Genomic DNA, 23961 nt, shown 5'->3' on the forward strand with positions numbered 1-23961 from the left:
TGTTGTACCCACCAGCGCCCGCTTTGTCACATCTGGCAGCAGATGTCACCCAGCGTCTCTGATTCCTCAGTGCGCAGTAACGGTCCGCCTGGCAGGCCAAACGCGTACACTACCGGCCTTCGCCGCCAGAAGCTAAATCCGGTCGACAATCGGGTGTCCCCGCGTCGCGCGCCGCACGCCCTTCGCGTCCCGGTCAGACCCAGGTTCCGCGGTCCTTCAGTACGTCGCGCAGCGTCTCGATGCGGTCCGTCATGATGCCGTCGACGCCCAGGTCGAGCAGGGCGTGCATACGGTCGGCGTCGTTGATCGTCCACACGTGGACCTGGAGCCCGCGCGCGTGGGCGGTGCGCACGAAGCGGTGGTCGACGACCCGGACGCCCGACTGCGCCTCCGGCACCTGGGCGCACACCGCCGAGATCCTGGGGGTGGCGGGCACCCCCAGGGAGCGCAGCCGAAGGCCGAGGACGCCGCGCGTACCGAAGGACGTGGCGAGCTGCGGCCCCGCGAGGCGCTGGGCGCGGGCCACGCGTGCCTCCGAGAACGAGCCGACGCAGACCCGGTCCCAGGCGCGGGTGCGTTCCAGGAGGTCCAGGAGCGGCAGCAGGGCGGGTTCCGCCTTGACGTCCACGTTCCAGCGGACGCCGGGGAACTCCTGGAGCAGGTCTTCGAAGAGGGGCACCGGTTCGCTGCCCGCGACCCTTGCCCGGCTCACCTCGCTCCAGGGCAGGTCCGCGATCCGCCCGGCGGCGTCCGTGACCCGGTCGAGCGTCGCGTCGTGGAAGGCGGCCAGCCTGCCGTCCGACGTGGCGTGCACATCCGTCTCGAGGTAGCGGTAGCCCGCGTCCACGGCACGCCGGAAGGCGGTCACGGTGTTCTCCAGGCCGTCGGCCGCGCCGCCGCGGTGGGCGAAGGCCAGGGGGCCCGGGTGGTCGAGGTAGGGGTGGCGTACGCGCGGGGTCACCGTTGCAGTATTGCCTGCTCCGACGGCTCGCCGGTGGCCACCGTACGGCTCGCGGACGGAGCGGGCACGGCGAAGAGGCGCAGGAAGAACTGGGCGAGCGGGCCGATGCTCAGGGCGTACGCGACGGTGCCCACGCCAAGGGTGCCGCCGAGCAGGAAGCCGGTGACGACGACCGCCACCTCCACCATGGTGCGCATGAGGCGGATGGAGCGGCCGGTGCGGGCGTGCAGGCCCGTCATCAGGCCGTCGCGGGGCCCGGGGCCGAACCGGGCCGCTATGTAGAGGCCGGTCGCCACGCCGTTGAGCACGATGCCGGCGACCACCAGCGGGATGCGGACGCCGAGACCGTGCGCGTCGGGCACCAGGGCGAGCGTGCCGTCCATCGCCAGGCCGACGACGAAGACGTTCGACACCGTGCCGAGGCCCGGGCGCTGCCGCAGGGGTATCCACAGGAGCAGTACCGCTGCGCCCACGAAGATCGACACGACACCGATCGACATCCCGGTCCGCTCCGCCAGGCCCTGGTGCAGCACGTTCCACGGCTCCACGCCGAGGCCCGAACGGACCAGGAGCGCGGAGCTCGCGCCGAACAGGGCGAGACCGGCGTAAAGCTGGATGAGGCGGCGGGAGAGGTGCCGCGGAGCGGACCGGTCTGGAGTCGTCGTCCTGGACAAAAGAAGCCCCCGTGGTGGTAGTGGCCTGACTCGTGACACTCTGTGGCGTGGTGCAAGGCGCCAACCATGGTCAATTCGATGAAGGTGGACTGAGATCATGGCTCAGTGGACATCAGCGGTGGGTTCGACCCAGCTCGCCCGGCTGCTCGCTTCCCAGCAGGCGCGTCCCGCGGGCGCGGGCACCCGCCGCCCGCCCGCCTACCGCGCCCTCGCCGACGGTATCCGCCTCCTGGTCCTGGAGGGGCGCGTTCCCGTGGCCGCCCGGCTGCCCGCCGAGCGCGAGCTCGCCGTGGCGCTCGCCGTGAGCCGGACCACGGTCGCGGCGGCGTACGAGGCGCTGCGCACCGAAGGGTTCCTGGAATCCCGCAGGGGAGCGGGTAGCTGGACCGCCGTACCGGCGGGGAACCCGCTGCCCGCGCGCGGCCTCGAACCGCTGCCTCCCGAAGCGCTGGGCTCGATGATCGACCTCGGCTGCGCGGCCCTGCCCGCACCCGAACCCTGGCTCACCCGCTCCGTCCAGGGCGCCCTCGAGGAACTCCCGCCCTACGCCCACACCCACGGCGACTACCCGGCGGGGCTGCCCGCGCTGCGCGCCATGCTCGCGGAGCGCTACACCGCGCGCGGGATACCGACCATGCCGGAACAGATCATGGTCACCACCGGTGCGATGGGGGCCATCGACGCGATCTGCCACCTCTTCGCGGGCCGCGGCGAGCGCATCGCGGTGGAGTCCCCGTCGTACGCCAACATCCTCCAGCTCATGCGGGAGGCGGGCGCGCGCCTGGTGCCCGTGGCGATGGCCGAGGGCCTCGGCGGCTGGGACATGGACCGCTGGCGCCAGGTCCTGCGCGACGCGGCGCCGCGCCTCGCGTACGTCGTCGCCGACTTCCACAACCCCACAGGCGCGCTCGCCGACGACGACCAGCGCCGCCGTCTGGTCGACGCGGCCCGGCACGCGGGCACGGTCCTCGTCGTCGACGAGACGATGAGCGAACTCCGCCTCGACGAGGGCCTGGAGATGCCGCGCCCCGTCTGCGGGTTCGACCCCGCGGGATCCACCGTCATCACCGTCGGCTCGGCGAGCAAGGCGTTCTGGGCCGGTATGCGCATCGGCTGGGTGCGGGCCGCGCCCGACGTCATCCGCAGCCTGGTGGCGGCCCGCGCGTACGCCGACCTCGGCACCCCCGTCCTTGAGCAGTTGGCCCTGAACTGGCTGCTCAGCACCGGCGGTTGGCAGCAGGCGGTGGACGTGCGCAGGGAGCAGGCCCGCGGCAACCGTGACGCCCTCGTCGCCGCGGTGCGCCGGGAGCTGCCCGGCTGGGAGTTCGATGTCCCGCGCGGCGGCCTCACCCTGTGGGTCCGCACCGGCGGCCTCTCCGGCTCCCGCCTGGCCGAGGTCGGCGAACGCGTGGGCGTACGCGTGCCCTCCGGTCCCCGCTTCGGCGTGGACGGTGCCTTCGAGGGCTATGTACGCCTCCCCTTCACCGTCGGCGGCGCGGTGGCGGACGAGGCGGCCGCCCGTCTTGCCGCGGCGGCTCGCCTCGTGGAGTCGGGCACGGGGGGCAGCTCCGGGGCGGAGGGGCCGCACACGTTCGTGGCGTGAGGTCTTCTCCCACCCGCCCACCCTTCCATCGCGCTGGCGCGCTCGTCCTCAATCGCCGGACAGGCTTGGATTTTCGCCGGTGCGGCAACGTTCTCGGGTGCGGCGAGCGAGTCTCCAGGTTCTGGCGAGTGAGTCTCCAGGTTCTTGGGTGCGGCGAGGGTCTTCAGGTTCTCTGGTGCGGCGAGGGTCTCCAGGTTCTCGGGTGCGGCGAGGGTCTTCACGTTCTCCGTGTGGCGAGGATCTTCTAGCCTGTCCGGCGTTTGAGGACGAGCGCGGAGCGCGACTTCAGCCCGTCCGGCGCTTGAGGACGAGCGCGCCAGCGCGACTTCAGCCCGTCCGGCGCTTGAGGACGAGGCGCGGAGCGCCGATAAAGCGGGGGTCCAGGGGGCGCAGCGCCCCTGGTTCGGGAAGGGGCGGGCCTGGGGCGCCCCGCGAGGGCCGAGCCGCCACTCACCCCTCGGCAACCGCCGCCGGCGTCAGGGCCGGATCCGCCGAGGCGGCACGGCCGGGAAGCAGTTCGAGGACGGCACGCCGATGGGCGTCACTGGTGGCGTCGTCGTACGGATCGGGAGTAGCGGGAACCTGGAGGCGGTGCACTGGACCGGTACCGAGACGGGCGTAGCCACGCCCCGCGGGCATGTCCACCGCGGGGGTGGTGTGGGGAGGCGCCCCCAGCACGGCCTGGACCTGGCCGAGCGTGGCGGGCCCGAGCACCACGCGCGCGCGGGTGTGCCGGTGCACGGCGTCGCTGAGCGCGTCCATGCAGTCGAGCTGATCGGCCACGACGACGGTGACACCCGCCGCACGCCCGTGCCGCAGCGGCACCTGAAGCAGCGCCTGCGGGTCCTGCCGGCCGTCGGCCGCGGCCAGGTGGCCCAGGGCGCTGGGCCGGTCGAGGACGATCCACAGCGGCCGCCTGATGTCCTCGGGCGGCGGATGACCGGCCTGCCGGGCACGGTTCACCGCGATGAGCCGCCGCTCGGTCTCGTGCGCCGCCCACTCAAGCCCGGCGAGCGCCCCGGCGAGACCGCACTCGACGGCGAGCACGCCGTCACGCCCGGCCAGACACGCGTAGTCGGCGGTGCCGCTGCCCTCGATGACGACGACGTCGCCGTACTGGAGGGCCTGCAGGGTGATGGAGCGCAGCAGGCTCGTGGTGCCGCTGCCGGGCTGCCCGAGGACCAGCAGGTGCGGCTCGGTGGAACGGCTGCCGGTGCGCCACACGACGGGCGGCACGTCGCGCTGGGTGTCGCCGTCGGTCACGGGCAGGGTGCGCTGCACACCGCTCGGGTCGGTGAAGCCGAGCACGGTCTCACCGGGCGCGGTGACGAAGCGCTGCGCGGCGATGTCGGTGGGCAGCGGCGGCAGCACCGTCACGGTGAGGGTGTTGCCCTCCTCGTCCCAGGCGAAGTGGTACTCGCGGCCCCGCCCCGACTTGGCGTGCAGGACCTGCTCGATCCGCGCCCGCGCGTCGGCCTCGCCGTCGGTGAAGTACGCGGGATAGCGCACCTCCAGGCGTGAGACACGGCCGTCGTCGTCGAACTCGTACGCCGTGAAGGCCTTGTCCCACTCGCCGCCGTGGGCGAACAGCGGACTCGGGTCCTCGGGGACGGAGAAGTACGGCACGAGCGCCTCGTACAGCGACTGCAGCCGCTGGGTCTGCGCGTCGTCCGGGCCACAGGGGGCAGGCTCGGCGCGTTCGCGGCCCGTCCAGGCGGCCGCCCCCATCAGGCAGACGGCGGCGAGCAGCGGACCGTACGGCATCAGAACCACCACCAGGAACACGGACGCCACCAGGAACAGCAGGGGGCCACGCCGGTCCTTGGGGGTCCCGGTCCACTTGCGCCGCCCGGCTCCTGCGAGGCGGCGCAGCCCGCGGGCGATCGTGATCAGCGGGTGGAGGACGTCGGTGGCGCCGTCGGCGGCCGACCGGGCCAGCTCGCGACCGCGCGCGAGGTGGTCCCGGCCCCGGGCGATCCGGTCGCTGCCGTTGCTCAGGATGCGGGGGAGAGGGCGCCGGGCCACGTCGGTCTCCTGGGGGGTGGGGTGCGGGGCGAAGCCGTCAGAACTTGATGCCGCCGAGCAGGCTGGCGAGGCTCGCGCTGCCCGCCTTGATGCTCGGTGCGATGGCGGTGCCTGCCAGGAAGAACCCGAAAAGGGCGCAGACCAGGGCGTGGGACGCCTTGAGTCCGTCCTTGCGGAAGAAGAGGAAGACGATGATGCCGAGCAGGACGACGCCGGAAATGGACAGGACCATGAGAGTTCTCCTGATCGAGGGGGACGGTCACCATGAGTTCTTCCAGGCTCACAGCATGTATCCATACGATAAAGGCTGCAATTGGGGTAAATTTCCCTTATTTCACCCGAATGGCATGGCCTACTGGGCCGGCCGTGCGCGTACGGGGCAGTTTCGAGGCGGGTGTCCGTCCCCCGACGTGATCTTTGCCGTGAGCACGGTCGGCCATGTGCCGCGACGGGCAGTACCCTGTCGATTCACTCGTACGGCTGCGGGGCCTGAGCAGCCCGCGAGGCTGCGCGGCCGGGGGATGCGTCAGACGCGTCACACGCAACCCGCCGGACGGGTCACACGTCGGGCACACGTCGAGTGACAGGTCGGGCACACGTCGAGTCACACCGAGCGCGAAAGGCGGTCATCACCATGAGCGAAGCCCTCGACCCCGAGGTCGTGGAGCTGGCGGGCAAGATCTTCGATCTGGCGCGCGCGGGCGACGCCGACGCACTCGTCGGCTATGTGGACGCGGGCGTGCCCGTCAACCTCACCAACGACAACGGCGACTCGCTCCTGATGCTGGCCGCCTACCACGGTCACGCGGACGCCGTACGGGCCCTGGTGGAGCGGGGCGCGGACGCCGACCGCGCCAACGACAAGGGGCAGACGCCGCTCGCGGGCGCCGTCTTCAAGGGTTCCGACGACGTGGTCCGCGCGCTGCTCGACGGCGGCGCCGATCCGGCCGCCGGAACGCCGTCGGCGATCGACACCGCGCGCATGTTCGGCAAGGCGGAGCTGCTCGCCCTGTTCGGGGCCGGCTGAGCGGGGTACGCGACCTGGCGGGACGGGGGCGCCGGAAATGTGGTCGCGGCGGGCTGAACCGCTGGGTCATCATGACGACGTGATTCACGGACGCGACGTCGGGGCAGTTCTTGCCGCAGCGCGCGGACCGTGAGCGGCCCGGCCCCGGACTCCCCGTCCGGGGCCCTCCCGGGTCACCGACGAGAGGCAGAGGAAGATGGTCTACAGCAAGCAAGAGACGGCGGGCGGCCCGACGTGTTGGCGCACGGCCAGGTAGTGCGGATTCCCCGGTTGCGTCGACGCTTGATGTGAGGCTGTTTCCCATGTTCGAACCGGTCATAGCGCCCAGCGGTACGCTGCTCGGCCTGCTGCAGCGAGGCCGCGGCGACGGCACGCTGCACGCGCTCACCGCACCGCGGACGGAGGCGCTCTCCGCCCTCGACCACTGCGTGCTGCACGATCCGCGGCACGACTGGCAGGTGGAGAACCGCTCCCTGTACTACGCGCGGCTCTACCTCGACCTGAACGGCGAGCTCGGCGCCATCGAGCGCCATCTCTTCGACCCCGACGACGCGCACGACCCCGACGACACCCGTACGGGGCTCGCGCTGTCCGTGCTCGGCCACCTCGCCTCGTACGACAGGACGGACGCCCTGCACCTGCTGCGCAGGTACGCCGAGCACGGCGCGAACTGGGCCTGGGCGCTCGACGAACTGGCCCTGCGCGACGACGACGCCGGGCTGCGCGCCCTCGCGGCGCCCGTGCTCGCCAGGTTCCCCACCGACGCGGAGGGCGAGGCCGAGCTGACCGCCGCCGTCCGCGACGCCTTCGAACCCAGGCCCTGGCGCCTGTGGGCGGAGGATCCGCGCCCCGGGATCGGCGCCCGCGTGCGCGCCGCCGCCGAACGGGGCTCCTTCGACCGCTGGCAGCGGCAGCTCGCCCCCGCGGGGCCACGCCCCGGCTGGAGCGTCCAGGCCGTGCTCGCCTGGGCACAGGAAGGCCTTGAGCGGGGTGCCGCACTGCATGTGCCGGCCGCCCGCTGCCTCTCCGCCGTCGCCGGACCCGATGACCGCGCGGAGATACTGGACGCGGCGCGGTACGGCACGGACGGGGCGCGCGGCACGGCCTTGCGCTACCTGTCCGACGTGCACGATCCCGACGTGTTGAACCTCATCGAGGAAGCGGCACAGAGCCCCTCACGGGTCGTCGTCGACATCGCGGCCGAGACGTTCGAGCGGATGCGGTCCGTCGCCGCCGTCGAGCGGGCCCGGCGGTGGGCGGGCCGCCCCGACGCGCTCGGCGCCGCCGCCGGACGCCTGCTCGCCTGCCGCGGCGGTGCCCAGGACAGCAGGCTCGTGCTCGCCGCGCTACGGGAAGAAGTGCGCGGCGAAGGCCCCGACGCGCCGACCCTGTGGCCGCTCGTCGACGGCACGGGCCGCCTCGGCATCGGCTGCGCGGCGCCCGTCCTGCGCCACGTCTACCGCGAGACCGCCTCCTCCCATCTCCGGGGCCGCGCCGCCCGGGCGCTGGCCGCGACCGATCCCTCGTTCGCCGCGGGGTTCGCCGTCGAGTGTCTGTGGGACTGCGAGGAGTCCACCCGCGAAGTCGCCGCCCGGCACGCCGAGACCGGTGACGCCCGCGTCGTGAACCGCCTGAGGCGGCTCGCCGCGGATCCCGCCGAGGAGGACGACGTGCAGTCGGCGGTACGCGGCCGGATCGGTCCGGACGCGCCTGCTGTGTGAGTACGTCTCCTGCGGCGCGGGTCACGGGTGTCCGCGCCGCGGGGTCGGCCGCGTCGGTCGTGTCGGCCGAGGGTGGGTCGTGTCGGCCGGAGTCGGCCGGGGGTGGGTCGTGTCGGCCGGAGTCGGCCGGGGGGCGGCCGTGTCGGCCGGGGTCGGCCGGGGTCGCCGGTCCCGCGGAGCGGAACGCTCATGGGACGTTCCTCGTCCGGAAAGATCCACGTTGACGTGGGCACGCCCCGTCGGACGACAACACCCGTATGCGTGTCGTCATCGTCACCGAATCCTTCCCGCCGGACATCAACGGCGTGTCGCACTGCGCCCTACAGACCGCGCGGCAGCTCCTCGCCCGCGGTCACGAACCCCTCGTCGTCGCCCCCGCCACCGCTGCCGCGGTCGACGCGGACCTCCTCTCCCCGTGCCCCGTCGTCCGCGTCCCCTCCCTGCCCCTCCCCGGATACCCGCAGGTCAGGGTCGCGCTGCCGAGCCGCCGTCTGGCCTCGGCGCTGAGTGCGCACCGGGCGGACCTCGTCCATCTCGCCAGCCCGTTCGTCCTCGGCGTGCGCGGGATGGCCGCCGCCGCGCGCAAGGACCTCCCCACCGTCGCCGTCTACCAGACCGACCTCGGCGGCTACGCGCGCACGTACATGGGCATGGGCGAGGCCGCCGCGTGGCGGCGCATCCGCGCGGTGCACGCCGCCGCGGACCGCACCCTCGCGCCGTCCACCGCGGCCCTCACCGACCTGGTCGCCCACGGCGTGCCGCGGGTACGGCTGTGGCCGCGCGGCGTGGACACGGGGCGCTTCCGGCCCGAGGCACGGGACCCGGCACTGCGGCACGCACTCGCCCCTGACGGCGAACTGATCGTCGGCTATGTCGGCAGGCTCGCCCCCGAGAAGCACATCGAGCTCCTGGCCGGGGTGTGCGGCCTCGACGGCGTACGCGTCGTGGTCGTCGGCGACGGGCCGAGCGCGGGCGCCCTGCGTACGGCCCTGCCGGAGGCGACGCTGCTCGGGCGCCGCACCGGCGACGAACTGTCCCGCATCTTCGCCTCGCTCGACGTCTTCGTGCACACCGGGCCCCTGGAGACCTTCTGCCAGACCGTGCAGGAAGCCATGGCCAGCGGCGTGCCCGTGATAGCGCCCGCCGTGGGCGGCCCCCTCGACCTGGTGGTCCCCGGCCGCACCGGCAGCCTCGTCACACCCGGCGACGCCGACGCCGTACGCGACGCCGTCTGGTCCATGGCCGCCGACCCCCGCCTGCGGGCCGCGTACGGCGCCGCGGGCCGGGCCGCCGTCCAGGCGCGGACGTGGGACGCCGTGGGGGATCAGTTGATCGGGCACTACGAAGACGTGCTCGCCGAGCGGACGGCGGTGGCGGCGTGAGCGGGAGTGTCGGTATGGACGGGACCCTTGGTGCTGGTGCTGGTGCTGGTGCTGGTTCGGTTTTCGGTGGCGGTCCGGCTCCCGGTGCTGGTGCGGCCGCGGGGCTCGGCACGAATCGGTCGGGCGCGGCGGTACGGACCGTGCGGCCCGTACCCGTGCGGCCCGTACCCGTGCGGCCCGTACCCGTGCGGCCCGTGCGGAACACAGGCCTCGTACGGCCCGTGCGGCACACGGGCCCGCTGCGGATCGTGCGCCTCGCCAACTTCGTCACGCCCTCCTCGGGCGGACTCCGCACCGCGCTGCGGGAACTGGGGCGCGGCTACCTGGCCGCCGGGCACGAGCCGGTGCTCGTCGTACCCGGTGAGCGGGCCGGGGTGGCCGACACCGAGCAGGGACGCGTCATCACCCTGCCCGGACCCGTGCTCCCCGGTATGGGCGGCTACCGCGTCCTCGCCGACCGGCGCCGGGTGACCCGGCTCCTGGAACGCCTCGCCCCCGACCGGCTCGAAGTGTCCGACCGCACCACCCTGCGCTGGACAGGGGAGTGGGCGCGCCGCGCGCGGGTCCCGGCCGTGATGGTCTCCCACGAGGCGGCGGACGCGGTCATGCGCACCTGGGGGCTGCCGCCGCGCCTGGCCCGCCGTGCCGCCGACGCGCTCAACTCCCGCTCCGCGCACGCCTACGCGCGCGTGGTGTGCACGACGGCATGGGCGGAGCGTGAGTTCGTACGCATCGGCGCGGGCAATGTCGTACGCGCCCCCCTGGGCGTGGATCTGGCCGACCGCCACCCGGGCCTGTGGGACCTGCGGACACGCGAGCGCTACGCGCGCGTGGACGACGTACTGCTCCTCCTGTGTTCACGGCTCTCCGTGGAGAAGCGGCCAGGTACGGCGCTCGACACGCTGGAGACGCTGCGCGGGCGCGGGGTACCCGCGGTGCTCGTCGTCGCGGGCGACGGGCCGCTGCGGGCCCGGCTCGAACAGCGGGCGCGTGAGCGGCGCCTGCCCGTGACGTTCCTCGGCCATGTCGCCGACCGCGCCGCGCTCGGCGTGCTCCAGGCCACGGCGGACGTGTGCCTGGCGCCGGGGCCCTGCGAGACCTTCGGACTCGCGGCACTCGAAGCCCTCGCGTGCGGGACACCGGTGGTGGCCAGCGCGTCGTCCGCGCTGCCGGAGATCGTGGGCGGCGCGGGCGCGGCGGCCGCCGACACTCCTCGTACCTTCGCCCACGCGGTACGGGCGGTCCTTGAGCGCCCGGAACCCACCCGACGGGCGAGGGCACGCGCCCGTGCGGAGTGCTTCGGCTGGGACGCGGCCGTGGGGGCGTTCCTGGCCGCGCACGAGGTGGAGGCCGGGTCCGACGGACCGGTCCCCGCTGCGACCGTCGGGGCGCCGGACGGGAGCGGTCCGCTGTACGGTCATGCCCCGTCCGGTCACGCCCCCGACCAGACCCCCGCCCCCACGAACCGCACCACAGTCCCCGGCACCGCCTGTGCCGCGGCCGTGAGGTCCTGTTCGCCGACGACGCCCACCACCGGGTAGCCGCCCGTGGTCGGGTGGTCGGCCAGGAAGACCACGGGGTTGCCGTCCGGGGGGACCTGGACGGCGCCGAGGACCATGCCCTCGCTGGGCAGTTCACCGGTCGTCGCGCGCTCCAGCGGGGGGCCCTCGGTGCGCAGGCCGATGCGGTTGCTGGCGGACGACACGCGGTACGGGCGCGTGAGGAGCGTGCGCAGTGCCGCGGTGGTGAACCAGTCGGCGCGCGGCCCCGGCGTCGTACGGAGGATCAGCTCACTCGGGGGCCCGGGCTGCGGAACGGTGTCCACGCGCGCGTGGCCGAGGGGCGCGACGCCCAGCGGAAGGACCGCGCCGTCCGTGAGCGGCGGCGGACCGAGCCCGGAGAGCAGGTCGGTGGCGCGACTGCCGAGGACCGGTTCGACGGCCACGCCACCGCCGAGGGCGAGGTAACTGCGTACTCCGTAGACGGCGGGTCCCACCTCCAGGAGCGCGCCCGCGGGCACCCGCACGGGCGTGCCCCAGGCCACCGCACGCCCGTCCACCGTCACCGCACAGGGCGCTCCGCCCACGGCGGCCGTGACCGCGCAACGGGGGCGCAGCGCACAGCCGTTGAGGGTGGTCTCCAGGACCGCGGCGCCGGACGCATTGCCGACGAGGCGGTTCACCAGGGCGGCGGCCGGCCGGTCGAGGGCGCCCGAGCGGGGCACCCCGAGGTGGGCGTGTCCTGGCCGCCCTCCGTCCTGCACGGTGGTGAGCGCACCGGCCCGTACGACCGCGAAGGCCCGGTCGGTCATCGGGCCTCCGGGACGAAGCGGACCCGTGTGCCCGGAGTGAGCAGCGCCGCCGGTACGCGCGCGTGGTCCCACAGGACGGCCTCCGTGGTGCCGATGAGCTGCCAGCCGCCGGGCGAGGCGCGCGGATACACGCCGGTGTAGGGCCCGGCGAGGCCGACGGAACCCGCGGGCACCGCCGTCCGCGGAGTCGCCCGGCGCGGCACCTCGGGCACGCCTCCGAGGCCGGTCAGATAGCCGAACCCCGGGGCGAACCCGCAGAAGGCGACGCGGAATTCGGCCGCCGAGTGGATCCGCGCCACCTCCGGCACGGGCACGCCCCACAGCGCCGCCACATCCGCCAAGTCGGGGCCGTCGTAGCGCACCGGGAGCTCCAGGACGTCCTCCGCGCGCGCGGACAGCGGCGGGATCTCCCAGGAGGGCAGGCGGGCGGCGAGCCGACGCGCCTCGTCGTGGCCGGTGAGCCCGTCGAGCAGCACCGTGCGCGCGGCGGGCACGATCTCGCGTACCTGGAGATCCCCCGCCGCGCGGCGCCGCAGCAGCTCGGCGTGCAGGGCCGCCGCGGCGGTGCCGTCGGCCACTTCGACGAGCAGCGCCCGCTCGCCCATGGGCAGGACCCTCACGCGAAGGCCTCCACCCGTACGCCCGCCGCCTCCAGGCGCGACCGGACCTGGCGGGCGAGCCCCACCGCCCCCGGAGTGTCGCCGTGCAGGCACAGCGAGCGCGCCCGGACGGAGATCCGCCGCCCGCTGTGCGCGAGGACCGTGCCGGACGTGGCGAGCCCGACGGATCGTTCGACGACCGTGTCCGCCGCCGTGAGCACGGCGCCGTCGGTGCCGCGCGGCACCAGCGTTCCCTCGTCGGTGTACGCCCGGTCCGCGAACGCCTCGGTCACCACCGGGAGTCCGGCACTCTCCGCGGCCTCAAGGAGCCGCGATCCGGGCAGGCCGAGTACAGGCAGCCCCGCATCGGCGAGCAGTACCCCCGCCACGACGGCGCCCGCCTGCTCCCCGTCGTGGACCACGCGGTTGTACAGCGCGCCGTGCGGTTTCACGTACGCCACCGCCGCACCGGCCGCCCGCGCGAACACCTCCAGGGCACCGATCTGGTAGGCCACCTCGGCGGCGAGTTCGGCGGCCGGCACGTCCATCGCGCGCCGGCCGAAGCCCGCCAGGTCGCGGTACGACACCTGGGCGCCGATCCGTACTCCGCGCTCCGCGGCCCGCGCGCACACGCGCCGCATCGTCGCCGCGTCGCCCGCGTGGAAGCCGCAGGCCACATTGGCGCTGGTGACGACGGAGAGCAGGGCCTCGTCGTCGGTGAGCCGCCAGCGCCCGAAGCCCTCGCCCAGGTCGGCGTTGAGATCGATCGAGGCCCAGGTCATGAACGTATCGCTCCTGTGGATCGGGTTCTCCGCCGCCGGTTCGGGCGAAGCGGTGTTGCTCGCCGCCGGTTCAGGCGACGCGGTACTGCTCGTCGCGGGCGTCGGTGATGAACATCTGGCCCGGCGCGTGCGTGATCGCGAACGGCGGCCGTGACGCCATGACGGCGGCCTGCGGAGTCACCCCGCACGCCCAGAACACCGGGATGTCATCGGGCTCGGCCGTCACCGGATCGCCGAAGTCCGGATCGGCCAGGTCGGCGATGCCGAGGCCCGCCGGGTCGCCGCAGTGGACTGGGGCGCCGTGCACCGCGGGCAGCAGCGAGGTCTCCCGGATCGCCGCGGCCAGATCCCCGGGGGGCACCGGGCGCATGGACACCACCATGGGCCCGCGAAGGCGCCCCGCGTCCCGGCACCGGCGGTCGGTGACGTACATGGCGACGTTGCGGCCCTGGTCGACGTGGCGCAGTGGCACACCGGCCGCCGAGAGGGCCCACTCGAAGGTGAAGCTGCAGCCGATGAGGAACGACACCAGGTCGTCGCGCCAGTGCGCGAGGACGTCGGTCGGCTCGTCGACGAGCTCACCGTCCGCCCACACGTGGTAGCGCGGCAGATCCGTGCGCAGATCGGCGTCCGGGGCCAGCGGCGTCGTCCAGGAACCCGCGTCGGTGACGTCGAGGACCGGGCACGGCTTCGGGTTGCGCTGGCAGAACAGGAGCATGTCGTACGCCCAGTCGGCGGGGACGGACACCAGGTTGGCCTGGGTGTGGCCCGGCGCCCAGCCGGTGGTCGGGCCGCTGCGGCCCGCGCGGAACGCGGCGCGCGCCTCCTGCGGGCCCAGCGACGCGCGGGCGTCACGGGGGCGTCCGGTGCCTCCGGCGTACGCGGTCTCGGCGCTCACAGCAGTTCCCTCCCGCGTGTCTCGGGCAGCCCGAACAGGGCGATCACGGCCAGTGCGTAGCCGAACGCGCCGAAGATCAGGGCACCGCCCACACCCCAACTGTCCGCGAGGAAGCCGACGGTCGTGGGGAAGACGGCGCCCACCGCGCGGCCGGTGTTGTACGTGAAGCCCTGTCCGGTGCCGCGCACGGCGGCCGGGTACAGCTCGCTCAGGAAGGAACCGAAGCCGCTGAAGATCGCCGACATGCAGAAGCCCAGCGGGAAACCGAGCACCAGGAGAAGGCCGTTGGCGCCGTCCGGGATGTTGGTGTAGGCGGCGATGCACGCGGCGGACAGGAACGCGAACAGCGTGATGTTGCGCTTTCGTCCAAGTTTGTCCGTCAGATAGCCGCCCGTCAGATATCCGAGGAAGGCGCCGGTGATGAGGAACGTGAGGTAGCCGCCGGTGCCGACGACGGTCAGCCCGCGGTCCTCCTTGAGGTAGGTGGGCACCCAGGTGGCAAGCGTGTAGTAGCCGCCCTGGACGCCGGTCGACAGGAGCACCGCGAAGAGCGTCGTGCGCAGCAGGTCCGGCTTGAAGATGGCCGTGAACGAGCCCTTCTCCGTGCTGCGTTCCCGCTCGGCGGCGGCCTCCGGGGCGTCCTGTACGTGGCGGCGTACGTAGATGACGAGCAGCGCGGGCAGTGCCCCGGTGAAGAACATCACGCGCCAGGCGATGTCGTCGTCCATGAACTGGAAGACCAGGGTGTAGACGATCACCGCGAGGCCCCAGCCCACGGCCCAGGAGCTCTGGATCGCACCGAGCGTACGGCCGCGGTTCTTGGCGGTCGCGTACTCGGCGACCAGGATCGCACCGACCGCCCACTCGCCGCCGAAACCAAGGCCCTGAAGGGCGCGGAAGACGAGCAGCGTCTCGTAGTTGGGCGCGAAGCCGCAGGCGACGGTGAACACCGCGTACGTGATCACGGTGATCATCAGGGCCTTGACCCGGCCGATCCGGTCCGCCACGACGCCCGCGACGGCGCCGCCCACCGCCGAGACCACCAGGGTGACGGTCGTGAAGAGGCCGGTCTGGCCGCTGTTCAGGCCGAAGTAGGCGGACAGCGCGACCATGCTCAGCGGCAGCGTGAAGTAGTCGTAGGAGTCAAGGGCATACCCGCCGAACGCGCCCGCGAAGGCCCGGCGGCCGCGCGGCCCGAGCGCCCGCAGCCAGCCGAACGCACCGTCGTCGTCGGGGGGGCGGTCCGCGTGCGGCTGGTCGTCCACCTCGACGGCGGAGGGCGGTGGGGTCGTACTCATGGGCACCTCACAGAGGAGTCGGCGGTGCTGGGGTGCTGGAGCGTGCGGGGAGTGCGGGGAGTGCGGGGAGTGCGCGTGGAGTGCGTGGAGTGCGTGGAGTGCGTGGGGTGCTGCGGATGTTGCGGGGTGCTGCGGGGTGCTGCGGGTGCTTTCGAGGAGCTGAGTGCGCGGCGGGCCTCGGAGGGGGAGTGGGCTCCGCCTGCCGGACAACGTAGAGGATCGTTCAACGATCCCTCAATACCCATGTTGTCTCGTTCTTGTATCTGCGATTGAATCCGGGCATGGCTGAGGGGATGGCTGCTGACCATGGCTGAACTGACCGGTCTCGCCGACGACCGCGCGCTGCTCGGGCGTACGAGCACCGCGGAACGCGTCGCGGACATCCTCCGGAGCCGCATCGCGGAGGGCTACTTCTCGCCCGGCACCCGTCTGTCGGAGGACAGCATCGGCGGTGCGCTCGGCGTCTCCCGCAACACCCTGCGCGAATCGTTCCGGCTGCTCACCCACGAACGGCTGCTCGTCCACGAACTCAACCGCGGCGTCTTCGTACGGGTCCTGAGCGTCGACGACGTCGAGGACATCTACCGCACCCGGCGCCTCGTCGAGTGCGCCGTGGTGCACGGCCTCGGGCGCCCGCCGTACGCCGTGGACGGGCTCGCCGCCGCGGTCGCCGAGGGCAGGGCCGCCGCGAGCAGACGGGACTGGAAGGGCGTTTCCACGGCCAACATCCACTTCCACCGGGAACTCGTCGCGCTCGCCGGGAGCGCCCGCACCGACGAGCTGATGCGCAGCGTCTTCGCCGAACTGCGGCTCGCCTTCCACGTGGTGGACGACCCGCGCCTCCTCCACGAGCCCTACCTCGTACGCAACCAGGAGATCCTGGAGGCCCTGCGGTCCGGCCTCGGCCCAAAGGCGGAACGGCTGCTCGCCGTGTACCTGGACGACTCGCTCAAGGGACTTGTCGACACGTATGCGCGCCGGGTCGCGGAGAGCGGTACCGGCGGCGGGGCGGGCTGAGGCCGAGGCGCGGCGGGAGCATCGGGGCGGGCTGAGGCCGAGGGGCGGGGGAGCGCGGGAGCGGGCTGGGTCCGAGGCCTGGCGGCGGGCCGTCGTGCCTGGTCGTGGCGGGCGGGGCATCTGCGTCGTTTCGACCGTTGTCAGACCGAGGACCTAGTCTGTGCACCGTGACTTCGCCTGCCGTACCGGAACCCGTTCCGTCCCAGCTCAGCGCGGGGCCGCGGCCCGCTCCGGGCCCGGCCGCCGACGAGGGCCTGGCGCGGCGCCTGCGCGCGCTCGCGTGCACGGCCCCGCTGCACGACCTCGACGCCCGCAAGGTGAACCTCGCGGGGGAGTATTCGGTGTACGCGATGGCGGAGGTGGCCCTGTCCGCCATCGACCTCGTCACACTCAACATGGACTTCGACACGGGCGCCGACCACGAGCAGATCGTGGCGAGGCTCCTGCCACGCGTCGCCGCCCAGGCCCCGCGTCGCCCGACCGCCGAGCACGAGCGCGTCGCCCGCTGGGTCCTTGAGAACCTGATCAACGTGGGCAGTGTCGACCGCGGCTTCCGCGCGGTGTACGGCACGTTCGGCGCGGACGGCACCTACATCCGGCGTGACTACGACTTCAAGCTGATCGAAGAGGTGCCGGGCTACGGCGGCGGTGTGTATCTGCGCACCACCGACGAGGCGGTGAACGTCCTCGTGGGCGCCCTCGACACGGACGTCACGAGCGCCCAGATCGCCGCCGAGGTCAAGCTGGAGGTCCTGATCAGCCGGGGCCGCCTCGCCGACGCCCAGCTCGCCGCCGAGCAGGCGCGGTACCGCACGGTGCAGTATTCGGAAACGCTCCGCAAGGCCCTGGACGCCACCCGGCGCAACGTCCGCGCGGTGGACTGGCTCCAGGCCGTCCCCGACATGATCGCCGAGGCCCTCGACCACGTGGCCGACCGCTATCGCCACGAGAACGCGATCCTGACCAACATCCGCAAGGCGCGCGACGAGTCCGAGGACCCCGAGCAGAAGCGCCGCGCGGCCGAGCTCGTCGACATCGTCAAGGACTGCATCCGCCGCCACACCCTGTTGCAGTCCCGGCTCCTCGAAGCGGGCCCGCTGTTCCGCGCGGAGCAGGACCGGCAGGCCTTCGCGGCCTCCACCGCCCGCGCGGGGCTCGATCTGTACGGCCAACTGGTGGCGCCCCTCCTGCCGCTGCCCGCCGAGCAGGCGACCCGTGTGACGGACGCCTTCTTCGCCCGCGGGACGGGCCTGCGCACACCGGTGTCGGTGCGGGTCGCCGACCTCGTGGACATACTGCTCACGCCGCCGCAGGAGCGCGAGCACCTGGGCGCGGAGATGCCCGAGCCCGACCTCGTCGCCACGCCCGACGACAGCCGCTTCAGCGAGGAGCAACTGGCGAGCGCCATGGAACTGCTCGCACTGCCGCCGGACGCGCCACGGCGGCTCTCCGGGCTGCTCGCCGACGCCCGCCGCCGCGACCCCGAACTGCCGTATCTCGTGGCCCTCCTGGCCGTCCACGCCGCGAGCCCGCCCGTGGGCACGGCCTACCGCCAGGGCGAGCAGCGACTCCTGTTCGCGGTGGACGACGGCACCGAACTGGACGACCAGGAGTTCGGCGGGGCCGACCTCATCGTCGGGACGGCGCTCCTGGACGCCGCGGGAATGGCGGCCGACCGGACGGAGGCGGCGTGATGCCCCCGCCGCCCGCGTCCCGCGCCGCCCCCTCCGCCGTACGACGTGCCCGGCGCCCCGTACCGCAGCACCTCGTAAAGCAGCGTTCCGTACCGCAGCACCCCGTAGAGCAGCGTTCCGTACCGCAGCACCCCGTACGACACCCTGACCGCACCAAGGAGCCCCAGTTGTGACCGATCACCCCGCAGAGCACGCCGCGTGGGGCGAGCCGGACGCCACCGCGGCACCGGGAGCAGCGCCCGCCGGGGCCGCCGCCACCCCCGCCGTCACCCCGGCGGACGCCGCCGACGCGGCCCGTCTCGTCGCGTTCGGGCTCCAGCCCAAGCTCCAGCCGGCGCGCGACCAGGAGTACGGCGAACTCCTCCGCAGGTACCGCGAGGACCCGCCCTTCGCCCGGCTCGCCGACGCCGTCGCCACCGGGCTCGGACTCGTCGTCCTGGAGGTGTCACCCCGCGCGGGCATGGCGGTGACCGCCGACGAGGACTCCGTGTTCGCCGTCCGCATGGGCGACTACGCGCGCCGCGCCGCCGCCGACTCCAGCGACCGGTTCCTGCACGGCCTCGCCCACCTCGCCGTCGCCGCCATGGCCTTCCCGCGCCCGGAGGACCTCGCCGACGACGGCTATATCGGCCGCGTCACCGTCAACGGCGTCGACGCCTTCGTACGGCAGGCCTGCCGCCGCCTGGAGGAGCGCGCCGAGGAGCAGGGCGAGAACACCGACCCCGCGACGGACGCGCCCGGACTGGAGTCCGCCTGGCGGATCTGGGCCCGCCGCAGCTCCACGGGGGCCACCAAGGACGCGCGCAGGCTCGCCGGTTCGACCACCGGCATCGTCGGCAAGGCCGCCGCCTTCCTCACCGAGTCGGGCTTCCTCCAGCGCACCGGCGACGACTCCGGAGGCACCTACCGCACGACGGCGAGATACCAGCTCCAGGTCCGTGACATGGCGGGCACCGCCGCCATGGCCGAACTCCTCGAACTCGGCGTCGTCCCCGTCACCGACGGCTCCGCGACCCTGCTGCCACCCGACGACACCGACGACCTGGAGCTGGCCGCCGACGCGGGACTGCCGTTCCACGCCTGACACGCCTGGCACCGCCCAGCCCTCCGCAGCAGCACCTCGCAGCACCCCTGAGTCCCCCTACGTCCGCACGACTTACGACGAGAGTCCGCCGCCATGTACGAGCTGTCCCGGGTCCGCCTCTACTCCATCGGCCCTGCCGGTGCGCGCTACGCCGACACCGTGCTGGACCTGCGCGGCGTCGGTGACGTGGTGCCCGACCCCGCGCCCGCGCAGGCGGAGTTCTTCGAAGAGGAGCCCGTGGGGCCGCCCCGCCGCCCGGCACCCGCGGGCGTGCTCTTCCTGGAGAACGGCGGCGGCAAGTCCGTCCTGCTCAAGCTGATCTTCTCCGTGATGCTGCCCGGCCACCGGAACACGCTGGGCGGCGCCAGCTCCGGTGTGCTGCGCAAGTTCCTTCTGGCCGACGACTGCGGACACGTCGCCCTGGAGTGGCAGCACACGCTGACGGGTGAGTGCGTCGTCGTCGGCAAGGTGAGCGAGTGGCGCGGGCGGCAGGTCTCCAACGACCCGCGGAAGTTCGCGGAGGCCTGGTACTCCTTCCGGCCGGGCCCCGGCCTGAGCCTGGACTCGCTGCCGGTCGCCGAGTCCACCGCGGTGCGGGCGCCCGTCGAGGGCGCGTCCGGCGCCCAGGGGCGGCGGCGCACCATGAAGGGCTTCCGGGACGCCCTGACGGACGCCGTGAAGGCGTACCCGCACCTCGAAGTGCACTGGGAGGAGATCCACGACCGCTGGAACGAACACCTCGGGGACCTGGGACTCGACCCCGAACTGTTCCGCTACCAGCGGGAGATGAACGCCGACGAGGGCGAGGCCGCCGGCCTCTTCGCCGTCAAGAAGGACTCCGACTTCACCGACCTGCTGCTGCGCGCCGTCACCGACACGCGCGACACGGACGGCCTCGCCGACCTCGTACACGGCTTCGGCAACAAGCTGGGCCGCCGCGCCGAACTGATCGCCGAACGCGACTTCACCGCGGGCTCCGTGGATCTGCTCGGCCGCATCGTCGACGCGGCCGACACCCGGGCACGCGCGCGTGACGTGCACGCGGGCGCCGAGCGCCGCACCCGCACCCTGGCCCGCCGTCTCTCCGCCCGCGCCGTCGAGGAGCGGGGCCGCGCCGCCGAACTGGCCGAACAGGTCACATCGGCCGCCCACACGGTCACGGCCGCCGAGCAGTCCCGCGGCCGGTCCGCCCTGATCGCCGCCGAACTCGCCTACCGGCACGCCTCCCTGTCGCTCACCGTCGCCGAGAAGGCCGCCGCCGCCCAGCGTCGCGAGCTCGCCGACGCGCGCACCCTGCACTCCGCCTGGCAGGCCGCCGAGGCCGTCCTGCGCCACCGTGCCGCCGCCGACCGCTCCGCGCGCGTGGCCGTCGCGATCCGCGAGGCCGAGCGGGACGCCGCCCCCGCGCTCGCCGCCCGCGCGAAGGCCGCCGCCGACCTCGTCCACGCCCTGCACACCGCGGCCGAGGACGCCGAGTCCGTGGCCAACGAGGAGGAGGAGCGTTCCGCCGCGCTCCAGGAGACCGGCGAGACCGCGCACCGCGACGCCACCGTCGCCGCGACCGAGGCACAGCGCGCCCGCAGCGAGGCCGGGCACCTGCGCCAGCGCCTGACCGAGGTCGAGCAGGAGACCGACGAAGCCGTCCGCGCGGGGTGGCTCGACGACAGCGCGCCCGACGCCGACCCGGCCCGTGCCGCCCTCGCCGCGAGCGACGCCGAGAAGTCGGCGGTCGCCGCCTGGGACGAGGCGCGGGAGACCGCCCGCCGCGCCGCCGACCACGCCAAGGAGGCCGCCGGGGTCGAGTCCCGCGCCGAGCTGACGGCAGCCCGCGCGGCGGACGCGGCGACCGCCGCCGAGCAGGCGTACGACGCGGAGCACCGCACCGCCGAGTCCCTCGCGCGGGAGGAGCGGCTCGCCGAATTCCTCGGCCTGCCCGGCGCGTACGGGGCCCGGAGCACGGCGGCCGGTGTGCCGGGGCCGCGCCACGCGGATGCCGGGGCGGGTACCGGTGCCGGGGCGGGTGCCGGTGCCGGGGCGGGCGCCGGGACGGAGGCCGTGTCCGCGTCGGCAGGCCCCTCGGGCGGACACACCGCGCGCGAAGGCGCCCACCCGGACGCCTCCCACGCGTCGGCCGCCGCGGGCTCGGCAGGCGAGACCCCCCTCACCCCCGCGGAGCTCGACCGCGGCGCCGACGACCTGAAGACGCTGCTGGACGACGGAGTGACCGCCGCCGAACGGCAGTTGTTCGAGCTGCGGACGGCCGCCGCCGACGACGCCCGCATCCTCGGCGCGCTCGGCGACGGCGGTCTGCTGCCGCCGGGCCCCGATGTCCTCGCCACCGTCGAGTTCCTCGGCGAGCAGGGCATTCCGGCCCTCCCGGGCTGGCGGTACCTGGCGCAGGCCGTCGATCCCGCGGACCACGCGCGCGTGCTCGCGGCGCGTCCCGAGCTCGTCGACGGCGTCGTCATCACCGACCCGGACACGCACGCACGCGCGCGTGAAGCGCTCGCCGGTGCCGCGCTCCTTCCGCGTTCGACCGTGGCCGTGGGCACGGCGGCCGCGCTCCTCGCACCGACGCCGGGCGAGGCCTCCGCAGACGGCGCCGTCTTCCTCGTACCGCCGAACCCGGCCATGCACGACGAGCACGCGGCCGACGAGGAGCGCCAGGCCCTGCGCGCCCGTGCCACGAAGCGCGACGACGAGATCCGCGCGCTCGCTCAGCGCCTCGCCAAGGACCGGGAGCTGGCCGCGCGGCTCGCCTCCTGGCGGTCAGGATGCCCCACGGGACACCTCGCCGAGCTCGCCGACGCCGCGCGGGAGGCGCGTGCCTTCGCCGAGGAGGCGGAGGCCGAACTGACCGAGGCACGCACCGCGCGCGCCGAGGCCGACGAGGCCGCCGCCGACGCGGCCCGCGTACGCGACGAGCGCCAGGACGCCGCCCAGCGCGCCCGCCGCGCCGCCGACGCGCTCGCCGGGCTCGCCTTCCGCCTGCGCGAGCGCTCCCGCTGGCAGACGCAACTGCGCGAGCTGGCTGACGACGCCGCCGAGTCGGAGGCCCGCGCCCAGACCTGCCTCGACCGGGCCCGCGCCGCAGACGAGGACCGCCGCGCCGCCCAGCGCGCCGCCGACGACGCCCGCCGTACCGCGCGCGCCCTGCGCGCCGAGCGCGCCGAGATCGCGGGCGCCCCCGAAGACGTACCCCTGGACCAGGAAGGCCCCAAGACGTCGCTGCCCGCACTCCGCGAGGCCTACCGCGCGGCGTCGCAGCTCTACGAGAAGGTCGGCGTCGGCGCCGACCTGCGTGCCGAGCAGGCGCGCGCCGAGAGCGACGAGAGCGCCGCGCTCGCCGAGCTCGACCGGCTCAGCAACAAGGTACGCACGCGCGCGGCCCAGCTCCTCGAAGGCACCGGCGGCGCCGACGGACCCTCACGGCAGGCCGCAGCGGCCCGCGCGGAGGCCCAGGTCCAGCTCATCGAGACACGCGCCTCCACCGCCAGCGAGCAGCTCGGCAGGCTGCGCGGCGAGGCCGAGCGGCACGCCCCCGAGGACGGCGACGCGCACACCGACCTGCCCGCAGAGCTGGTGCCCGCCGACGCCGAGCAGGCCCAGGTGCTGCTGCGTACCGCGACGACCGAACTCGCCGAGCGCACCGAGGCCCTCGGCCGGGCCAAGGAGGCGCACGCCGCGCTCCTGCGCACCCAGCGCGTCACGGAGGACGCGGCAGGTGGCTTCGAGGAGACGGCGGCGCTCCTGCGTGACCTGCTGCGCGAGCACCACGACGGCACCGAGGACGACGACAAGACCGAGTCCTACCCGGGCGCCCTGGAGGAGGCCCGCCAGGCCGCCGCCGAGGCCCGCCGCTCCCTGCGCGGCTGCGCCGCCGATCTGTCCGCGGCCGAGTCGTCCGTCCGCGAGGCCTCGGACATCCTCGTCCGGCACGCCAACGCCACCCGGTACGAGCAGGTCCGCACCCCCGCCCGCCAGCAGATCCGCGAACTGCCCGCCTCCGCGCTGCCCGAGCACGCCAAGAAGTGGGCCGACGCCTTCGCGCCCCGGCTGCGCGTGCTCACCGACGAACTGGAGCAGCTTGAGCGCAACCGCGACAGCATCGTCGACCGGCTGCGCGGTCTGGTCGAGTCCTCCCTCGCCACGCTCCGCTCCGCCCAGCGCCTTTCCCGGCTGCCCGAGGGCCTCGGGGAGTGGTCGGGCCAGGAGTTCCTGCGCGTCCGCTTCGAGGAGCCGGACCAGGCGACGCTCGCCGAGCGCCTGGGCGAGGTCATCGACGAAGCCACCCGCGCGGCCGTGAAGAAGAACTCCGACCTCCGAAGGGACGGCATGTCCTTGCTGCTCAGGGGCGTTCAGGCCGCCCTGGAGCCGCGCGGGGTCGCCGTGGAGATCCTCAAGCCGGACGCGGTGCTGCGCGCCGAGCGGGTGCCGGTCGGGCAGATGGGCGACGTGTTCTCCGGAGGCCAGTTGCTCACCGCGGCCATCGCCCTGTACTGCACGATGGCGGCCCTGCGCTCGAACGACCGCGGCCGCGACAAGCACCGGCACGCCGGCACGCTGTTCCTGGACAACCCCATCGGTCGCGCCAACGCGACGTACCTCCTGGAGCTCCAGCGCGCCGTCTCGGACGCCCTCGGCGTACAGCTCCTGTACACGACCGGTCTGTTCGACACCACGGCGCTCGCGGAGTTCCCGCTGGTGATCAGGCTCCGCAACGACGCCGACCTGCGCGCGGGCCTGAAGTACATCAGCGTCGAGGAGCACCTGCGGCCGGGCCTGCCGCAGGAGCAGCAGGCACCGGCCGAGGAGACGGTGCACGGGGAGATCACAGCGACACGGATGTTCAAGAAGCCTGCCGCCGCCGGGTGAAGTGGCGGCG

General features: G+C 74.1%; 18 protein-coding genes. 9 read left to right on the forward strand and 9 right to left on the reverse strand.

Annotation, left to right across the window (positions count from 1 at the left end):
* Positions 1–193: 193 nt before the first annotated feature.
* Entirely contained in the window at positions 194–961 is a 768-nt protein-coding gene (locus IG78_RS0107250) for a glycerophosphodiester phosphodiesterase family protein (RefSeq protein ID WP_030560543.1), read from the reverse strand.
* Positions 958–1635, reverse strand: coding sequence for a membrane protein YczE (gene yczE / locus IG78_RS0107255; protein ID WP_051852415.1), 678 nt, complete (start codon positions 1633–1635; stop codon positions 958–960). Before yczE ends, IG78_RS0107250 begins: the two co-directional genes overlap by 4 nt.
* Positions 1636–1732: 97 nt before the next feature.
* Here yczE and IG78_RS0107260 point away from each other — a divergent pair, with 97 nt between their 5' ends.
* Positions 1733–3238, forward strand: coding sequence for an SCO1417 family PLP biosynthesis transcription factor (locus IG78_RS0107260; RefSeq protein ID WP_030560545.1), 1506 nt, complete (start codon positions 1733–1735; stop codon positions 3236–3238).
* 450 nt (positions 3239–3688) lie between these two features.
* Here IG78_RS0107260 and IG78_RS0107265 read toward each other — a convergent pair whose 3' ends face one another.
* Both IG78_RS0107265 and IG78_RS0107270 read right to left on the reverse strand, forming a co-directional pair.
* On the reverse strand, positions 3689–5263 hold the full coding sequence (locus IG78_RS0107265) for a membrane protein (RefSeq protein ID WP_030560546.1): 1575 nt from the start codon (positions 5261–5263) through the stop codon (positions 3689–3691).
* 37 nt (positions 5264–5300) lie between these two features.
* On the reverse strand, positions 5301–5495 hold the full coding sequence (locus IG78_RS0107270; protein WP_030560547.1) for a hypothetical protein: 195 nt from the start codon (positions 5493–5495) through the stop codon (positions 5301–5303).
* 402 nt (positions 5496–5897) lie between these two features.
* On the opposite strand from IG78_RS0107270, the gene IG78_RS0107275 reads away from it, so the two are divergent.
* From IG78_RS0107275 to IG78_RS0107290, 4 genes are all read left to right on the forward strand, one after another.
* Positions 5898–6290: an ankyrin repeat domain-containing protein gene (locus tag IG78_RS0107275; RefSeq protein ID WP_030560548.1), complete on the forward strand. Its 393-nt coding sequence runs from the start codon at positions 5898–5900 to the stop codon at positions 6288–6290.
* Between the two features lie 302 nt (positions 6291–6592).
* Positions 6593–8011 (forward strand): hypothetical protein, encoded by a 1419-nt coding sequence (locus IG78_RS0107280; protein WP_030560549.1) that lies wholly within the window; start codon positions 6593–6595, stop codon positions 8009–8011.
* A gap of 257 nt (positions 8012–8268) precedes the next feature.
* Positions 8269–9393, forward strand: coding sequence for a glycosyltransferase family 4 protein (locus IG78_RS0107285; RefSeq protein ID WP_030560550.1), 1125 nt, complete (start codon positions 8269–8271; stop codon positions 9391–9393).
* Positions 9394–9587: 194 nt separating this feature from the next.
* The gene (locus IG78_RS0107290; protein WP_249926084.1) at positions 9588–10934 is read left to right on the forward strand and encodes a glycosyltransferase; all 1347 of its coding nucleotides are present in this window, start codon (positions 9588–9590) and stop codon (positions 10932–10934) included.
* On the opposite strand, the gene IG78_RS45390 is transcribed toward IG78_RS0107290, so the two are convergent.
* The 5 genes from IG78_RS45390 to IG78_RS0107310 all read right to left on the reverse strand — a co-directional run bounded on the left by IG78_RS45390 (position 10826) and on the right by IG78_RS0107310 (position 15281).
* Positions 10826–11704: a 5-oxoprolinase subunit C family protein gene (locus IG78_RS45390; protein WP_031128265.1), complete on the reverse strand. Its 879-nt coding sequence runs from the start codon at positions 11702–11704 to the stop codon at positions 10826–10828. The genes IG78_RS0107290 and IG78_RS45390 overlap by 109 nt on opposite strands.
* Positions 11701–12324 (reverse strand): 5-oxoprolinase subunit B family protein, encoded by a 624-nt coding sequence (locus tag IG78_RS0107295; RefSeq protein WP_030560552.1) that lies wholly within the window; start codon positions 12322–12324, stop codon positions 11701–11703. The genes IG78_RS45390 and IG78_RS0107295 overlap by 4 nt, the downstream gene beginning before the upstream one ends.
* Complete coding sequence (locus tag IG78_RS0107300; RefSeq protein WP_030560553.1) at positions 12321–13085, reverse strand: LamB/YcsF family protein; 765 nt, start codon at positions 13083–13085, stop codon at positions 12321–12323. Before IG78_RS0107300 ends, IG78_RS0107295 begins: the two co-directional genes overlap by 4 nt.
* Positions 13086–13155: 70 nt before the next feature.
* A complete protein-coding gene (locus tag IG78_RS0107305) occupies positions 13156–13923 on the reverse strand; it encodes a putative hydro-lyase (RefSeq protein ID WP_051852426.1) in 768 nt (255 codons plus the stop codon).
* A gap of 56 nt (positions 13924–13979) precedes the next feature.
* A complete protein-coding gene (locus tag IG78_RS0107310; protein ID WP_030560555.1) occupies positions 13980–15281 on the reverse strand; it encodes an MFS transporter in 1302 nt (433 codons plus the stop codon).
* 306 nt (positions 15282–15587) lie between these two features.
* Between IG78_RS0107310 and IG78_RS0107315 the strand changes: the two genes are divergently transcribed.
* The 4 genes from IG78_RS0107315 (at position 15588) to IG78_RS0107330 (ending at position 23951) form a co-directional block, all read left to right on the forward strand.
* Complete coding sequence (locus IG78_RS0107315) at positions 15588–16298, forward strand: GntR family transcriptional regulator (protein WP_030560556.1); 711 nt, start codon at positions 15588–15590, stop codon at positions 16296–16298.
* A gap of 167 nt (positions 16299–16465) precedes the next feature.
* Positions 16466–17992 (forward strand): hypothetical protein, encoded by a 1527-nt coding sequence (locus IG78_RS0107320; protein WP_030560557.1) that lies wholly within the window; start codon positions 16466–16468, stop codon positions 17990–17992.
* Positions 17993–18161: 169 nt separating this feature from the next.
* On the forward strand, positions 18162–19076 hold the full coding sequence (locus IG78_RS0107325) for a hypothetical protein (protein WP_030560558.1): 915 nt from the start codon (positions 18162–18164) through the stop codon (positions 19074–19076).
* 93 nt (positions 19077–19169) lie between these two features.
* Positions 19170–23951, forward strand: coding sequence for a hypothetical protein (locus IG78_RS0107330; RefSeq protein WP_030560559.1), 4782 nt, complete (start codon positions 19170–19172; stop codon positions 23949–23951).
* The last annotated feature ends 10 nt before the right edge of the window (positions 23952–23961 follow it).

This window comes from Streptomyces aureocirculatus (assembly GCF_000720475.1).
Lineage (GTDB): Bacteria > Actinomycetota > Actinomycetes > Streptomycetales > Streptomycetaceae > Streptomyces > Streptomyces aureocirculatus.

Excerpts from the sequence above, each read along its gene's own strand:
- IG78_RS0107300 (WP_030560553.1), bottom strand. The coding sequence starts at position 13,085 with ATGACCTGGGCCTCGATCGATCTCAACGCCGACCTGGGCGAGGGCTTC.
- IG78_RS0107285 (WP_030560550.1), top strand. The coding sequence starts at position 8,269 with ATGCGTGTCGTCATCGTCACCGAATCCTTCCCGCCGGACATCAACGGC.
- IG78_RS0107270 (WP_030560547.1), bottom strand. The coding sequence starts at position 5,495 with ATGGTCCTGTCCATTTCCGGCGTCGTCCTGCTCGGCATCATCGTCTTC.
- IG78_RS0107275 (WP_030560548.1), top strand. The coding sequence starts at position 5,898 with ATGAGCGAAGCCCTCGACCCCGAGGTCGTGGAGCTGGCGGGCAAGATC.
- IG78_RS0107310 (WP_030560555.1), bottom strand. The coding sequence starts at position 15,281 with ATGAGTACGACCCCACCGCCCTCCGCCGTCGAGGTGGACGACCAGCCG.
- IG78_RS0107260 (WP_030560545.1), top strand. The coding sequence starts at position 1,733 with ATGGCTCAGTGGACATCAGCGGTGGGTTCGACCCAGCTCGCCCGGCTG.
- IG78_RS45390 (WP_031128265.1), bottom strand. The coding sequence starts at position 11,704 with ATGACCGACCGGGCCTTCGCGGTCGTACGGGCCGGTGCGCTCACCACC.
- IG78_RS0107280 (WP_030560549.1), top strand. The coding sequence starts at position 6,593 with ATGTTCGAACCGGTCATAGCGCCCAGCGGTACGCTGCTCGGCCTGCTG.
- IG78_RS0107330 (WP_030560559.1), top strand. The coding sequence starts at position 19,170 with ATGTACGAGCTGTCCCGGGTCCGCCTCTACTCCATCGGCCCTGCCGGT.
- IG78_RS0107315 (WP_030560556.1), top strand. The coding sequence starts at position 15,588 with ATGGCTGAACTGACCGGTCTCGCCGACGACCGCGCGCTGCTCGGGCGT.